7 protein-coding genes are annotated in these 16,068 nt (G+C 73.5%); all 7 read left to right on the top strand.

Annotation, left to right across the window (positions count from 1 at the left end; genetic code table 11):
- Nucleotides 1-23: 23 nt before the first annotated feature.
- The 7 genes from SALPAC2_RS0102865 to SALPAC2_RS0102835 are packed head-to-tail and all read left to right on the top strand — an operon-like array spanning nt 24 to nt 16,065.
- Nucleotides 24-248, top strand: coding sequence for a hypothetical protein (locus tag SALPAC2_RS0102865; RefSeq protein WP_018215125.1), 225 nt, complete (start codon nt 24-26; stop codon nt 246-248).
- The gene (locus SALPAC2_RS0102860; protein WP_018215124.1) at nt 245-4,834 is read left to right on the top strand and encodes a non-ribosomal peptide synthetase; all 4,590 of its coding nucleotides are present in this window, start codon (nt 245-247) and stop codon (nt 4,832-4,834) included. The genes SALPAC2_RS0102865 and SALPAC2_RS0102860 overlap by 4 nt, the downstream gene beginning before the upstream one ends.
- On the top strand, nt 4,831-12,120 hold the full coding sequence (locus tag SALPAC2_RS0102855) for an amino acid adenylation domain-containing protein (protein ID WP_018215123.1): 7,290 nt from the start codon (nt 4,831-4,833) through the stop codon (nt 12,118-12,120). The genes SALPAC2_RS0102860 and SALPAC2_RS0102855 overlap by 4 nt, the downstream gene beginning before the upstream one ends.
- Before the next feature lie 40 nt (nt 12,121-12,160).
- Nucleotides 12,161-12,367, top strand: a complete 207-nt coding sequence (locus SALPAC2_RS0102850; RefSeq protein ID WP_018215122.1) for an MbtH family protein — start codon at nt 12,161-12,163, stop codon at nt 12,365-12,367.
- Between the two features lie 31 nt (nt 12,368-12,398).
- Entirely contained in the window at nt 12,399-14,225 is a 1,827-nt protein-coding gene (locus SALPAC2_RS0102845) for a non-ribosomal peptide synthetase (RefSeq protein WP_018215121.1), read from the top strand.
- Nucleotides 14,222-14,743 (top strand): cobalamin B12-binding domain-containing protein, encoded by a 522-nt coding sequence (locus tag SALPAC2_RS0102840; protein WP_018215120.1) that lies wholly within the window; start codon nt 14,222-14,224, stop codon nt 14,741-14,743. Before SALPAC2_RS0102845 ends, SALPAC2_RS0102840 begins: the two co-directional genes overlap by 4 nt.
- On the top strand, nt 14,740-16,065 hold the full coding sequence (locus SALPAC2_RS0102835) for a hypothetical protein (protein ID WP_018215119.1): 1,326 nt from the start codon (nt 14,740-14,742) through the stop codon (nt 16,063-16,065). The genes SALPAC2_RS0102840 and SALPAC2_RS0102835 overlap by 4 nt, the downstream gene beginning before the upstream one ends.
- Nucleotides 16,066-16,068: the final 3 nt, after the last annotated feature.

The raw sequence follows: 16,068 nt of genomic DNA, 5'->3' as shown, positions 1-16,068 counted from the left end.
GCTTCCCGCACGAGGAGGACGACGTGACCGTGACCGCCCTCGACGCCGCCGCCGCGCTGCGTATCCCGCAGCTGACGAAGACCCGCCTCAGCTACCGGACCAGCAACCACCGCCTCGTCCGCGACGCGCAGACCGACAACCCGGTCGGGTCGGCCGGTCACCACCGCCACGACCTGATCCACAACCTGCCGGCGAGCGGCCGGCGGTGGTGGCGCCGGCACGCGCCCGGCGAGCAGGTGAGTCGATGACCACGCGGAACGGGACGCCGCCGCAGACCGAGCAGGCCGTCCGCCTGCCGCTGACCGCCGGGCAGCAGCGCATCTGGTTCGCCGAGACCTTCGAGGACGCGGCTCCCGCCTACAACGTCCCGGTGGCGGTTCGCCTGCGCGGCCCGCTCGACGAGCAGCGGCTGCGGACTGCCCTGGACACCCTGGCCCGGCGGCACGCCGCGTTGCGCGCCCGGTTCACGGTCGACGAGAACGGCGAGCCGTGGCACGAGATCGACCCGGACGCCCCGTTCGACCTCGATGTCGCCGACCTGACCGGCGGCACCCTCGAGGCGGCCCGAACCGCCGCCGCGGGGTTCGGCTGGCAGCCGCTGGACCTGGTGAACGGGCCCCTGGCGCGGGCCCGGCTGCTGCGCCTCGGTCCCGACGACGCGGTCCTGGTGTTCAACGTCCACCACATCGTCTTCGACGACTGGTCCACCGGCATCCTGCTGCGGAACCTCGGGGCGGCGTACCAAAAGGGGGCAGCCTGGACGGGGCCGGAGCTGGACTATCCGCACCTCATCCGGCAGGAGAACGAACGCCTGGCCGGGCTCGACGCCGAGAAGCACCTGCGGTACTGGGCGGACGGGCTCACCGGGCTGCGGCACCTGGCCGTGCCCACCGACCGGCCCCGCCACCGGCATCACCGCGGCGCGGGCGCCGCCGTCCACTTCGTCATCCCGGCCGACACGGCGGACGGCATCCGTGCGCTGGCCCGGACGTCCCGCTCGTCGGTGTACATGGTGCTACTCGCGGCGCTGCAGGCCACGCTGAGCGACTGGAGCGGCGGCCCGGACGTGGCGGTGACCTCACCGGTCGCCACCCGGTCGGTTCCCGGCAGCGAGGACGTCATCGGCTACCTGGTGAACACGGTGGTACAGCGGGTCCGCGTCCTGCCCGGCAGCTCGTTCACCGCCCTGTTGGCCGACACCCGCCGGACCGCGCTGCACAACTACGCCCACCAGGACATCCCCTTCGACCAGGTGGTCCGCCGGGTGCGCCCACAGCGGACGCCGACCGGGACCGCCCTGTTCCAGGTCGGCTTCAACTACCAGAACGCCGTGGGCGAGACACTGGACCTGCCGGGAATCTCGGTCGAGACGGTCACGGTGCCCCGGGCGACCGCCAAGTTCGACCTGCTGCTCGACGTCGCTGACGAGGCCGGCGCGATGGCCGCGTTCCTGGAGTACGACTCCGGGCTGTTCGACCCGGCCGGCATCGAGGCGCTGAGCGCGGCGTTGATGCGCGGGCTGACGGCGGTGGCCGCCGACGCCGAAGCCGGGGTGGACGTCTTCGCCGTCGCGCCCTCTGGTGCCCTGCGGCTGCTGGCACCGCTCGGCCCGGTCCCGTCCCGGCGCTCGGCGCCGGCGGACTTCGCCCTGACCGCCGGTCAGCAGCGGATGTGGACGGCGCACCAGCTGCGGCCGGACTCTGCCGAGCACGCGTGTCCCCTGGCCCTCGCGCTGGACGGCCCGCTGGACCGGGCCGCCCTGACCGCGGCGCTGACCGGGTTGGTCTCCCGGCACGAGGCCCTGCGCGCCCGCATCGTCGCCGGCGCGGACGACCGTCCGCACTGGACAGCGAGCCGCCCGGCCGCGATCATCCCCCGGTACGCCGACGTCCGGAACGCGGCCGACCCGGCCGCCGCGCTGACGGACCGCCTGACGGACGAGCTCGCCCGCCCGTTCGACCTCGCCGCCGGGCCACTGACCCGGGTCCTGCTGGTTCGTACCGGAGACGAGCGGCATGTGCTGCTGCTGTCGGTCGCACACGTCGCCGCCGACGGCCAGTCGCTCGACGTCCTGCGCGACGAGCTGCTGCACCTGTACCGGGAGGCCGCCAGCGGGGACGGCCCGGCCCTGCCCGAGCCGGTGTCATTCCGCGACTTCACGCTGGCCCGGGTGGCCGAGGAGGCCGAGCCCGCCGCGGAGCGGCTCGACTGGTGGCGCCGCCGGCTCGCCGGAGCCGTCGCACCGCGGCTGCCAGCCGACGTCCCCGGCGCGGCGGCGCGGACCGGGCGCGGCGCCACGCTCACCGTCACCGTCCCGGACGGCACCACAGCGGCGCTGCGCCGACTGGCGGCGAGCTCGCGGACCACCCCGAACATGGTCCTGCTGGCCTGCTTCCACGCGCTGCTGTCCCGCTGGACCGGAGCCCCCCGCACCTGTGTCGGCACGCCGCTGGCCGACCGCCTGCACGCGGACGGCGAGTCCGTCGCGGGCTTCTTCGTCGACACCGTCCCGCGCCCGGTCGACCTGTCTGCGGACCCGACGATGCTGTCGCTGATCGAGACCGTCCGCACCGACGATCTGGACACCCACCGGTACTCCCGGGGCCGGGTCCGGTCGGCAGCGGGCCGGGCGGTCCCCGGCTGCTCGGTGGAGGGACTGCTGGCCGAGCTGCGCCGTCGGGGCGACCTGCCGGCCGAGAGCCCGTTCACCGTGCTGTTCGACGTGCGGCACGTGGACCGGACGCCGGTGACCGTCGCCGGCCTGACCGTCCTTGATGCCGCGCTCCCCCGGCTCAGCGCCTCCGCCGACCTCACCGCTGACCTGGAACTGGACGGGGACGGCGGGTTGAGCGCGACGATGGAGTACGCCACCGACCTGTTCAGCACCGCGGCGGCCGAGCGGCTGGTTGCCCGTTTCCTGGCCGTGCTGGAACAGACAGCTGCCAATCCGGACATCCGGGTGAGCGAACTGGACGGTGGCGGTGCCGAGGTTCTCCCGTGGGACGCGCAGACACCCGCGGACGAACCGGACCGCCCGATCCATGTCCTGATCACCGAGCAGGCGGCGCGCACCCCCTCGGCCGCAGCCGTGGTCTGCGGCACGGACCGGCTCACCTACGCGGAACTGACCGAGCGGGCCGGAAACCTGGCCCGACGGCTGGTCGCCCTCGGCGTGCGGCCGGAGCAGCCGGTGGCCGTACACCTGCCGCGCGGTGTCGACTCGGTGGTCGCCCTGCTGGCGGTGCTCCGGTCCGGCGGCGCCCTGCTACCGGTCGACCCGGTCTTGCCGGCCGAACGCAAACGCGCCCTCCTGCTCGACTCCGGGACCAGGTTCGCCGTCGTGGACAGCGACCCGCCCCGGCCCGACAGCGGCCTAGCCCGGCCCGATAGCGGCCTGACCCTGCCCGACGGCGTCGTCCCGGTCCCGGTCACCGGCCCGGACGCCGGCGCGGCCCCGCTACCCGCGGTGGACGTCGAGCAGCCGGCGTACCTCATCTACACCTCCGGAACGTCCGGCCGTCCCAAGGCCGTCATCGGGCTGCACGGCATGCTGACGCGGCACTGCCGGGCGATGGCCGCGGCGTACGAGCTCACCGCCGCCGACCGCGTCCTGCAGTTCGCCAGCCACTCGTTCGACGCCTCGCTCGAACAACTGCTACCCGGACTGACGGTCGGCGCCACAGTGGTGCTGCGCCCGGACGAGCTGTGGCAGCCGGAGGAGTTCCCGGAGCTGCTGCGACGCACGGCGGTGACCGTCGCGGAACTGCCGCCCGCCTACTGGTCCGCCGTCGTCAACCGCCGCGGCGACGCGCCGCCGCCGGACCGGCTCCGGCTGCTCGTACTCGGCGGTGAGGCCGTATCCGGTGACGTCGCCCGACGCTGGCTCGCGTGGGCCCCGCGGTGCCGGCTGGTGAACACGTACGGCCCGACCGAGGCGACCATCACCGCCACCGCCGTCGACGTCACCCTGGCCGAGGCGCAGGCGGAAATCGTCGGCATCGGCGGTCCCCGGTACGGCGCGTGGGTGCACGTGCTCGACGACGCCCTGCGCCCGGTGCCACCCGGCACGACCGGCGAGCTGTACCTCGGTGGGTGCCTCAGCCGCGGGTACCTCGGGCGGCCCGCGCTTACCGCCGAGCGGTTCCTGCCCGACCCGGTGGTCCCCGGCGCACGCATGTACCGCAGCGGCGATCTGGTTCGGGCCCGGCCCGACGGGCGCCTCGACTTCCTGGGTCGGGCCGACGACCAGGTGCAGATCCGCGGCCACCGGGTGGAACCGGGTGAGGTCGCGGCCCGGCTCGCGGTGGCGCCCGGTGTGGAGACGGCGGCCGTCGTCGACCACCTCGCACCCGACCCCGGCGCGGAACGCCTCCTGGTCGGCTACGTGGTGCCGGCGGCCGGGCACCGCCTAGACGCCGCCGCCCTCAGCCGCTTCTGCTCCGCGACGCTCCCGTCGTACCTGGTCCCGACCCTCTTCGTCGAACTCGACCGGCTGCCGCTGACCACGGCGGGAAAGGTGGACCGGCCGGCCCTGCCCGATCCGCGGCAGCACGGCCTGCGCGGTACCGGCCGCACGGAGCCCCGAAACGACCTGGAGCAGCTCGTCGCGGACCTGTTCGCCGCGGTCCTGCAGACGGACCCGCCGGGGGTGTTCGACGACTTCTTCCACCTGGGCGGGCACTCCCTGCGCGCGACCCAGCTCGTCGCCCGCCTCCGCGAGAGCTTCGACATCGAGTTCTCCCTGACCGAGCTGTACGCGACCCGGACGGTGGCCGCCGTCGCCGAATCCGTGCTGAGCGCCCTCGTCGCCGACACGCAGGAAGGCACCGCATGACCATCGAAGAGCTACCGCGCGCCGGGACGGACCCACGCCTGGAGGCGGTCCGGGCCCGGATCGCTCGCGCCGGCACCCGGCTGCGCCAGGGCTCGGCGCCCAGCGGCGGACTACCGGTCCAGCCGCCTGGCCCCGTGCCGCTGGCGCCGGGGCAGGCCGGCATCTGGTTCTCCGAACAGCTGCGGCCGGGGACGCCGCTGTACAACGTGCCGCTCGCCGTCCGGCTGACCGGCCCGCTCGACATGGACGCGCTGCGCGCGGCGCTGGACGCGGTGACGGCCCGGCACGAGACGCTACGCACCGTGTTCCGGCTCCGGCCGGACGGCGAACCAGTCCAGCAGACCGCTCCCGCGGCACCGGTCGCGCTGCCGGTCATCGACGTCACCGAGGCCGAGCTGCCGCAGGCGCTGCGTACCGCCGCCGAACAGCCCTTCGACCTGGAACGCGGGCCGCTGCTGCGGGCCTGTCTCCACCGGATCGCCGCCAAACAGCACGTCCTGCTCGTCACCGTCCACCACCTAGTCCTGGACGGCTGGTCGGGCGGCCTGCTGCTCGCCGACCTGGCCCGCGCCTACACCGGCGAGCTCCCGGCGGGCGGGACGGCACCGACTTTCCGTGACGTCGCCGCCTGGCAGCACGGGCGACTCGCCGCCGGCGAGCTGGACGACCAGCTCGGGTACTGGCGGCAGCGGCTCACCGGGCTGCCCGACCTGGAGATTCCCGGCGACCGTCAGCGCCCGGCAGGCCGGGACTGGCGCGCGCACAGCATCCGGCGGGAGCTGCCCGCCGCCACCGCAGTGGCCGTCCGCCGGTTGGCCGCAGCCCACGACACCACACCGTTCACCGTGCTGCTCGCCGCGTACGGCACGTTCCTGCACCGGCTCACCGGCCAGGACGACTTCGCAGTCGGCGTACCAGTCGCCGGTCGCTGGCGTACCGACTTCGAATCGGTGGTCGGCCTCTTCGCCGGGGTGGTACCGGTCCGGCTGGACCTAGCCGGCCGGCCCGGATTCGACGAGGTGCTGGGCCGTACGGTCGCCGGCTCGCGCAACGACTTCGCCCACCCGCAGATCCCGTTCGACCGACTCGTCCGCGAGCTGCGCCGGGACCGCGTCGCGGGCGGCCAGCCGCTGGTGCAGGCGATGGCCGGGCCCGAAGCGGCCGCCGTGGCGCTGGCGTTCGGCGAGGCGACCGGCACCGAGCAGCCGGTCGACGTGGCCCTCGCCAAATGCGACCTCGACCTGAGCGTCCTGGACGACGGCGATCGCCTCGCCGTCACCCTGGTGGCCGCCGCGGACCTGTTCACTCCGGCGGCCACGGAACAACTGGCCGGCCAGTTCCTCAGCCTGCTCGCCGGGCTGGCCGGCGAGCCCGACCGGCTGATATCCGAGGTGGACCTGCTGGACGCGGAGGGGCTGCACACCGTCCTGCGCACGTGGAACGACACCGCCCGGCCGCTACCCGCCGCGTCGTTGCGCGACTGCTTCCAACAGTGGTGCCGCCGCACCCCCGGCGCGGTCGCCGTGATCGAGGGGAACACGACGCTCAGCTACCGCGAGCTCGACGAGCGGGCGAACCGGCTGGCCCGGCTCCTGATGGAGCGGGGCGCAGGCGCCGAGACGTTCGTGGCCGTGCTGCTCCCGCGGTCCGCCGAGCTGCTCGTCACCCTGCTCGCCGTCATGAAGGCCGGGGCCGCGTACCTGCCCGTCGACCCGGACTTCCCGGTCGAGCGGATCGCCTACCTGCTGTCCGACGCCCGCCCGGTGCTGGTGGTGACCGACACCGCCACGGCCGATCGGCTCGGCCCGGACGACCGCACCGGGCTCGTGGTCCTCCAGGAGACCGACACCGCCGGCTATCCCGCCACGGAGCCGACCGCCGTCCCCGCCGGGCACGCCGCGTACGTGATCTACACATCGGGATCGACCGGCCGACCGAAGGGCGTGGTGATCACCCGGGCCGCGCTCGACAACTTCCTGGCGGCGATGGCCGAACGGTTCCCCCTCACCGCCGACGACCGGGTCCTGGCCACCACCACCATCTCGTTCGACATCGCCGCCCTGGAGCTGTACCTGCCGCTGCGCTCCGGCGCCGGTGTCGTGCTCGCCGACGCGGACACCGCCCGTAACCCGGCGGCACTGATCGACCTCGCCGGCCGCCACCGGGTCACCCTGGCCCAGGCCACACCGACCCTGTGGCAGGCCCTCGTACCGGAGCTCTCCGGACCGGCGCTGGCCGGAGTTCGGGTCCTGGTCGGCGGCGAGGCGCTCCCCGCCGAACTGGCCCGCCGGCTACGCGACGCCGGCGCCGATGTCACCAACATGTACGGACCGACGGAGACCACCATCTGGTCTACCACCGGCCCGGCCAGCGAGGGCAGCGCCCGCCGCGGATCCGTCGGCGTGCCCATCGACAACACCCAGGTGTACGTCCTCGACGCGAACCTGCGTCCCGCCCCGATCGGGGTCCCCGGTGAACTCCACATCGCCGGAGAAGGGCTGGCCCGCGGGTACTGGAACCGGCCCGGTCTGACGGCCGAGAGGTTCCTGCCCGACCCGTTCGGCCCGCCCGGCACCCGGATGTACCGCACCGGCGACCAGGTCCGCTGGTCCGCCGCGGGCGACCTGGAGTACCTGGGCCGCAGCGACCACCAGGTCAAGCTCCGCGGCTTCCGCATCGAGCTCGGAGAGATCGAGACGACGCTGATCGAGGCCGGTCCGGTGCGCCGGGCCGCAGCGGTCGTCCGCGAGGACCGGCCCGGTGACCTGCGGCTGGTGGCGTACGTGATCCCGGACGGCCCGGTCGACCCCGACGCGCTGCGCGCCGAGCTTTCCCGGACACTGCCCGACTACATGGTCCCGGCGGCGATCGTGCCGGTGCCGGACCTCCCCACGACACCGAACGGCAAGCTCGACCGCGCCGCGCTGCCCGCGCCGGACTACGGCACCCGCGGCGCCGCCCGCCCGCCGCGTAACAACCAGGAGCGCTTCCTCTGCACCGCTTTCGCCGAGGTGCTCGGCCTGCCGAAGGTGGCGGTCAGCGACGATTTCTTCGCACTCGGCGGCCACTCGCTGCTCGCCTTCCGACTCCTCGCCCGGATCCGCGACGAGTTCGGCGCCGGCCTCTCCCTGCGGCAACTGCTGGCGGCCCCGACCGTCGCCGCCGTCGCCGCGGAACTCGCCGTCGAGGCGTCCACCGGTGACGCCGCCGTCGACCTGACCCCGGTGCCCCGGGATGAGCCGCTGCCACTGTCGCCGATGCAGGAGTCGATCTGGCTGGCGGATCAGGTGACCGCCGGCGACAGCGTCTACAACGTGCCGCTGGCGCTGCGGCTGATCGGCCCGCTGGACCGCGGGGCGCTGCGCCGCGCGCTGAACCGGGTGGTCGACCGGCACGAGATGCTGCGCACCCGGATCCACCCCGGCCCGGACGGGATGCCGGTTCAGGTCGCGGACCCCGCCGGGTGCGGCGCGACGCTCGACGAGCGCGATGCCGCACCGGGCACGGACCTCGGGCAGCTCCTGCTGGCCGAAGCCACCCTCGGTTTCGCCCTCGCGACCGAGCACCCGCTGCGCGCCGTGCTGTGGCGCCTCGACGAGCGGGAGCACGTCCTGCTGCTGACCGCCCACCACGTGGCGGTTGACGCCTGGTCGATGGACCTGATCCAGCGCGACCTCACCGAGCTGTACGCGGCCGGCACCGGGCACCGTGAGCCCGAGCTCGCCGAGCCGGCCCTAACGCAGGCCGACCACGCGGTCTGGCAGCGCCGGTCGGCGCAGCGCGGGCGGTACGCGGCGGAGCGGGACTTCTGGCGCACCGAGCTGACCGGCGCCGTCGCCACCGAGGTGGCCGGCGACCTCCCGCGCCCGACCACGCCGGGCGGCGGTGGCGGCGCGGTGGAGTTCGCGCTGGCGCCGCGGCAGATCCAGGGCATCCGCGAGCTGGCCCGCCGGTGCGGGACCACGGTCTCCACCGTGGTGCTCTCGGCGCTGCAGACCCTGTTGTACCGGATCACCGGCGGCGACGACGTCGTGATCGGCGGCACCGTGTCCGGGCGCGGCGACCCGCGGCTGGACAACCTGGTCGGCTGCCTGGTCAACACGGTGGTCCTGCGGGGTGACCTGTCCGGCACACCGACGTTTGACGAACTGCTGCGCCGCACCCACGCCCGGACCGCGGGCGCCCTGGCCCACCAGGAGCTCCCGTTCGCGGATCTGGTTGCCGACCGCGGTGCCGGCAGCGGGCCGCTGTTCCGGATCATGTACAGCTTCAGCAGTCAGGAGCCGGCCGGCCGGAGCGCCGGCGAGGTGGACCTCGAACCCGTACCCGTACCGGTCACGACCTGCAAATTCGACCTCGTCCTGACCGTGGTGGACGACGGCTCGGCGCTGGAGGGTGTCCTCGAGTACGCCGATGACCTCTATCTGCCCGGCACCGCCGAACGGCTCGTGACATCGCTGACCAATCTGCTCGCCGCAGCCGTCCGTACCCCGGACATCGCGGTCACCCGCCTGGCCATCACGTCCGAGAGCGACACGGTACGCACGTCCCGGTGGGGGCTCTCCGAGCAGCACGTCGGCGATGACCGTACGGTGCACCAGCTCGTCGAGGCGCAGGCCGACCGGACCCCGGGGCGGACCGCGCTGCGTACCGGCGCCAGCAGCCTCACCTTCGCCGGCCTCGACGCCCAGGCGAACCGCCTGGCCCACGCCCTGCGCGCCGGGGCGCTGGGGGCACCGCCGGTCGGCCCGGAGACACCGGTGCTGCTCCTGCTGGAACGCAGCCCGGAGCTCGTGGTCGCGATGCTCGCCGTGCTCAAGGCAGGGGGCTACTTCATCCCGGTGGACCCGGGCTACCCGACGGCCCGGCTGACCCGGATCGCCGGCACGGTGACACCCGCGCTGGTCCTGACCCGGACCGGGCAGGGCGGGTCCCTACCGGGGCCAGCGGTCTTCGGCGGCGTGCCGGTGGTGGCGCTGGACCGGGTGGCCGACCGGCTCACCACGATGCCGGACCACCGCCCCGAGGTGACCGTCGACCCCCGCAGCCTGGCCTACTCCATTTTCACGTCCGGGTCGACCGGGCAGCCGAAAGGCGTCGCGGTGGAGCACATCGGGCTGGTGCGCTACCTCTACTGGGCGGCCGCAAACTATCCGACTGCCGGACGGCGCGGCACCCTGGCGCACTCGTCGGTCGGCTTCGACCTGACCATGTCGGCCCTCTTCGAGCCGCTGGTGTCCGGTCGCGGCGTCACCCTGATGCCCGCCGATGCGACCCTGGCCGAGCTGGCTGAGGAACTGTCCGGGCCCCTGGCGTACGACTACATCCGGCTAACCCCGTCGCATCTGCGCCACCTGGTCGGGCACTGGAGCAGCCAGCAGCTCCCACCGGCGGCGCGCGGCTGGGTCGTCGGCGGCGAGACGCTGGACCCGGCTCTGGTGCAGCAGCTGCTGGAACTCCGCCCGGACGCCGAGGTCATCAATCACTACGGGCCGACCGAGACGGTGATCGGACGCGTGGTGCACCCGGTGCGCGATGCCGGGGAGCTGGCCATGGACAGCCCACTGCCGCTCGGCCGCCCGCTCGGTGAGACCCGGCTCCAGGTTCTCGACGCCTGGCTCGAGGCGGTTCCGGTCGGGGCTGTCGGGGAGCTGTTCATCGGCGGCGACGGCATCGCCCGCGGCTACCTCGGCCGGCCCGCCCTCACCGCCGAGCGGTTCCTGCCCGATCCGGCCGGCGAGCCGGGGGCGCGGATGTACCGCACCGGGGACCTGGTGCGGTGGCGCGGCGACGGGCTCCTCGACTTCGTCGGACGGGTCGACAACCAGGTCAAGCTGCGCGGCTACCGCGTCGAGCTGGGTGAGATCGAGGCCCGGATGGCCGAAAACCCCGGGGTGGAGAACGCGGTGGTGCTGGTCCGCGACGAGCAGCTGGTCGGCTGGTTCATCCCGGCCGAGGACCACCCGCCGGTCACCGTGTCGGCGCTGCGCCGGTTCTGCGCGGAGCAACTGCCGGAGTTCATGGTGCCGAGCCAGTGGGTCGCGCTCGACGCCTTCCCCCTCACGCCGCACGGCAAGGTCAACCACCGGGCCCTGCCCGGCCCGACATCCGAACGACCGGAAGTCGAGGACCGGTACCAGGCCCCACGCACCCCCGGCGAGCAGCTGCTGGCCGAGTTGTGGTCCACGGTCCTGGGCACCGACCGGGTCGGGATCGAGGACAACTTCTTCGACCTCGGCGGTACGTCGATCTCCGTCATCCAGCTCTCCGGTGCCTGCCGCCGGGCGGGGGTGGAGATCTCGCCCAAGGACGTCTTCGAGCAACCGACCGTCCGGGGGCAGGCCATGCGCGCGATCGAGCGGAGCCGCGCCGACGCGGACGCCCCGGTGCTGGACACCGTCTTCGGCGCCGGGCACACCGGCACGACGCGGACGGTGGTGACCCTGCGTGCCGGGGGCGACGGGCGTCCGGTGTTCTGCGTGCACCCGAGCGGCGGCGGCGTCGCCTGGTACCTGCCCCTGGCGCGCGCCCTGCCGACGGCGCACCCGGTGCACGCGTTCCAGCCGCTCGGTATGGACGGTCGGGAGGCGCCCGCGGAGACCATCGAGGACATGGCCGCCGGGTATCTGGCCGACCTGCGACTGGTGCAGCCCGAGGGCCCGTACGTCGTGGTCGGCTGGTCCCTCGGCGGCACCATCGCCTTCGAGATGGCGCGGCAGCTGGACCGGCTCGGCGAGCCGGTCCAGCTGATCCTGCTCGAGCCAACCCTGCCCGAGGTGGCCCGGACCATCGACCTGCACCGGCCGGCCCGGGACAGCTACCTGCGCGGCGCGGACCTCGCGGAGCGGATCCTCCGGCTGCCCGCCGACGATCCGGAAGGCGACCGGCTGCGGGCCGAACTGACCCGACTGCTGGAAGACGCCGGGTACTCGCCCGGCGAGGTCAGCCTCGGCGACGCCCTGCCGATGCGCGCCTGCGGCCAGATGCTGGCGGCTTTCGCCGAGTACCGTCCACTCCCGCTGCCGGACGAGTCGACGGTGCGTACCCAGTTCGTGGTCTCGGCTGAATGCACCGACGCGGCGCCCGAACGCCCCTCCGGTACCTCGCACACCGCCTACGACCCGTACGCGGCCGGGTGGCGGAAGCTGCTGGGCCGGTCCGGGGCGCCGCGGACCATCCACCTGCCGGGGATCCACGCCACCATGCTCACCACCGACCGCTGTCCCACCGTCGTCAGCGCCTGCGTGGAAGCACTGGGCACGGCGGACGCCGTCCGCCGGCATTGACATCCCCGTTCCCGCGTCACCTTTCGAGAAAGGCGAAGCCGTGTCCGACGCCGACGAACAGTTCAAGGTCGTACTCAATGACGAGGAGCAGTACTCGATTTGGCCGGCCGGCCGCCCGGCCCCAGAAGGCTGGCGGGAGGAGGGAACCAGCGGCCCCAAGCAGACCTGCCTGGACCGGATCGAGACCCTCTGGACCGACATGCGGCCGCTGAGCCTCCGGCAGCGCCAGCAGGCCGCCACGAATTGACCCCCGCCACCTCCGACCACAGGGACACGCCATGACAGCGACCTACTCCCGCACGAGCCCGGCCGCAGTCGAGCCGGTGACCGACCCTGGACCGAGCCCCGGCACGGTCGTCGCGGCGCTGCGCCGCTCGGCGGCGCTGTGGCCCGGCGCCCCCGCCCTCGTCGACCCGGATGGAATCTTGACCTACCGCGACCTGTGGTCCCAGGCCGGGATGCTCGCCGCGTCCCTGCGCCGCCACGGGGTCGGCCGCGGCGAGGTGGTCGGCGTCGCCGCCGAACGCACCCGGCAGAGCCTGCTCTGCCTGCTGGCGCTCGGCCGGATCGGCGCGGCATACACGCCGCTCGACGCGGCCCAGCCCGCTCCCCGACTCGAACGAATGATCGCGGGCAGCGGTGTCCGGACGGTCATCGGGCGGTCCGACGCCCTGATGGGCTTCCCGCACAGCCTCTCGGTGGGATTCCTGCACATCGATGCGGCTTTGCGGTCCGACGAAGGCCTGGACGACGATGTCACCGACCCCGACGACCCGGTGTACGTCATCCACACCTCCGGCTCCACCGGCGACCCCAAGGGCGTCCGGGTGTCACAGGGCGCCCTGTACGCGGCGGCCACCTCGCTGATCAGGCGGTGCGGCACCGGCCGGGGCGACCGGTTGCTGAGCTTCGCCGCCCTGAGCTGGGACACCAGCGGCGAGGAGATCTGGTCGGCGTTCCTGTCCGGAGCCACCCTCGTCATCGAACCGGCCGCTACCAGCGGATCCGTGCCCGCCCTGCTGAGCGCGGTCCGGCGCCACCGGATCACCGTCATCGACCTGCCCACGGCCTTCTGGTACGAGCTGGTGGCATTCCTCGCCGAGAGCGACGAGACCCCGGAGGCGACGGCGGCGCTGCTCGGCGACCTCCGGCTGGTGATCATTGGTGGGGAGGAGGTCCGGGCGCCCCAGGTACGGACCTGGGCCGAGCGCGCCCCCGACCGGATCCGGCTGCTCAACACGTACGGGCAGACCGAGACGGTGCTCGTCACCCACGCCGCCGAGCTGGGCGGCGGGTTCGGCCGGCGGATCGGGCCCGAAGACCGGGTGCCGATCGGCACACCCCTGGACCACGTGCACCAGATACTCCTGCCCGACCAGGACGGCGCCGCCGAACTGCTCGTCGGTGGGCCGTCGCTCAGCCTCGGCTACGCCGGCAAGCCGGAGGAGACCGCCGCCCGGTTCGGTCCCGGCCCGGACGGCACCGGCCGCTACTACCGCACCGGCGACCTGGTCGCCGAGCGGCCGGACGGCGGGCTCGACTACCTGGGCCGCCGCGACCGGCAGATCAAGATCCGGGGACTGCGCGTCGAACCCGAGGAGGTGGAACGTGCCCTCTGCGCCCACCCGCAGCTGCACGTCGCGGCCGTGGCGCCGATTGACGGCCCGGACGGCCCGAGCGGTCTCACCGCCTGGGTGGTCCCGCTCGACCCCGGTACCGCTCCGGACGCCGCCGCGATCCGCACCTGGCTCGCCGGGCGGCTGCCCAGCTACCTCGTACCCGCGACCCTGCGCATCGCCGACCGGCTCCCGCTGCTCCCGAACGGAAAGGTGAACCTCAGCATGATCTCCAGCAATGAGACCGCGCCCGCCACGCCCGAGGTCGACCCGGTCGCCGCCGAGCTGGCCGACCTGTGCTCCGCCGTCCTGGGTTCCCCGTGCGGCGTGAACGACGACTTCTTCGACGCGGGCGGGGACTCTCTGAAGGCCACCCGGCTAATCTCGAAGGTGTATCGGCGGTTCGACGCCGAGCTGACCTATGTGGATGTTTTCGAACACCGTACTCCGGCCGAGCTGGCGGCCCTGATCGGTGGGCGAACAGCATGACCCTGCGCCGCCTGCACGTACTGGTTACCGGCACATCGTCCGACGCCCACACCTGGAACCTCATATACCTGCAACTCGCCCTGGAGGAGGCCGGCCACGACGTCACCAACCTCGGGCCGTGCGTCCCGGACGACCTACTGACCGAGACCTGCGTCCGGCTGCGGCCCGACGCGCTGGTGATCAGCTCGGTCAACGGGCACGGCCACGCCGACGCGGCCCGGGCCGCCGCGGTGGTGCGCCACGACTCCCGGCACGACGCGATGCCGATCATCGTTGGCGGGCTGCTCGGCACGGCCGGGAACCCGAACGCCGTCCACGCGCCCGCGCTGGAGGCGGCCGGGGTGACCGCCGTCCTCGAAAAGGACGACCTGCCGGAGCTGATGCGACTGCTCGCCGAGATCCGTGCCGGTGCCGCTGCCACTCCCGCTGCCGTCGCTGCCCCTGCCCCTGCTGCCGCCGCTGCCCCTGCCCCTGCCGCTCCCGCCGCTGCCGCCCGCGAGCTGGAAGGAGCGCGATGACAGCTCCACCGGGGACGGGCTTCGCCGGTGCGCTGTGCAACACTCGGCGGGCCGGTCTGGTGGTCGTCCAACCCCGGATGGGCTTCGCCGAGCCATCAGCCATGCGGGCGGGACTGGTCGCGGTCCGGGACGCCCGGGCAACCACGGTTGGCACGATCACACTCGACAGCTACACCCGCGTCGGCGACCTGCACAGCGCCCGTGCCGCCGTGCGGACCCGGACCGGTCTCAACGGCTACCCGCTGTGCACCCACCCCGACGACACCACCAGGTCCATGCTGTCTGAGGTGCACCGGCCCGGATTCCCGATCCAGATCCGGCACGGCTCAGCGCGGCCCGGACACATCATCGAAGCCATGGCACGGATCGGGCTGGACGCCACCGAGGGCGGACCAGTCTCCTACTGCCTACCGTACGGCCGCACACCATTACGGTCCGCGATCAGCGAGTGGGCGGCCGCCTGCGACCGGCTGGCCGAGATGTCCACGCCGGAACGACCGGCCCACCTGGAGAGTTTCGGCGGCTGCATGCTGGGGCAGATGTGCCCGCCGTCGCTGCTGGTGGCCATCGCCGTGCTGGAAGGCCTGTTCTTCGCCCAGCACGGGGTGCCGAGCATCTCGCTGAGCTACGCCCAGCAGACCCAGCCCGAACAGGACTTGGAGGCGCTGGCCGCCCTCCGGCGCCTGATCGGCGAGCTGCTGCCGGACCGGGACGTCCACGTCGTCCTGTACACGTACATGGGCGTCTTTCCCCGGACCCGGGGCGGCTCCTTTGCCCTGCTCGAGGAGAGCGCCCGGATCGCTGTCTTCGGCGGCGCCGAGCGACTCATCGTCAAGACAGTCATGGAGTCGATCCGGATCCCCGACGTCGCCGACAACGTCGCGGCCGTGGAAAGGGCCGAGCGCGAGGTCCGGCGTTCCCAACAGATGCGGGCCGCCGGCCGCCACCCTTGGACGCCGTCGGAGTCCGGACTGTACGAGGAGGCCCGCACGATGATCGATATGGTCCGGTCACTCGCCCCAGACCTGGGCACCGCCCTGCACATCGCTTTCCGGCGCGGCCTGCTGGACGTTCCGTACTGTCTGCACCCGGACACTCACGGCCGAACCAGGAGCCGGGTCGGCCCCGACGGACGGCTGGAGTGGGCGCATGCCGGCTCCCTGCCGATCGACGGGCCACGTCCGGCCGGGCACGCGGTGGGCGCACAGGAGCTGACCAGCATGCTGAACTACGTGGCGGACCGCTTCGACTCGGCCGCGGTGGCCGTTCGCTCATCGGTGGCAGGACCACGCACCACCGCGGACCTGCCACCGAAAAGGTGAGCG

It is taken from the genome of Salinispora vitiensis, assembly GCF_000378825.1.
Classification (GTDB): Bacteria; Actinomycetota; Actinomycetes; order Mycobacteriales; family Micromonosporaceae; genus Micromonospora; species Micromonospora vitiensis.
Note: the sequence above shows the minus strand (reverse complement) of the source record. Positions and strands in the feature narration are given on the sequence as shown.

Coding starts and splice junctions, on each gene's coding strand:
- SALPAC2_RS0102860 (WP_018215124.1), top strand. CDS start 245: ATGACCACGCGGAACGGGACGCCGCCGCAGACCGAGCAGGCCGTCCGC.
- SALPAC2_RS0102845 (WP_018215121.1), top strand. CDS start 12,399: ATGACAGCGACCTACTCCCGCACGAGCCCGGCCGCAGTCGAGCCGGTG.
- SALPAC2_RS0102835 (WP_018215119.1), top strand. CDS start 14,740: ATGACAGCTCCACCGGGGACGGGCTTCGCCGGTGCGCTGTGCAACACT.
- SALPAC2_RS0102855 (WP_018215123.1), top strand. CDS start 4,831: ATGACCATCGAAGAGCTACCGCGCGCCGGGACGGACCCACGCCTGGAG.
- SALPAC2_RS0102840 (WP_018215120.1), top strand. CDS start 14,222: ATGACCCTGCGCCGCCTGCACGTACTGGTTACCGGCACATCGTCCGAC.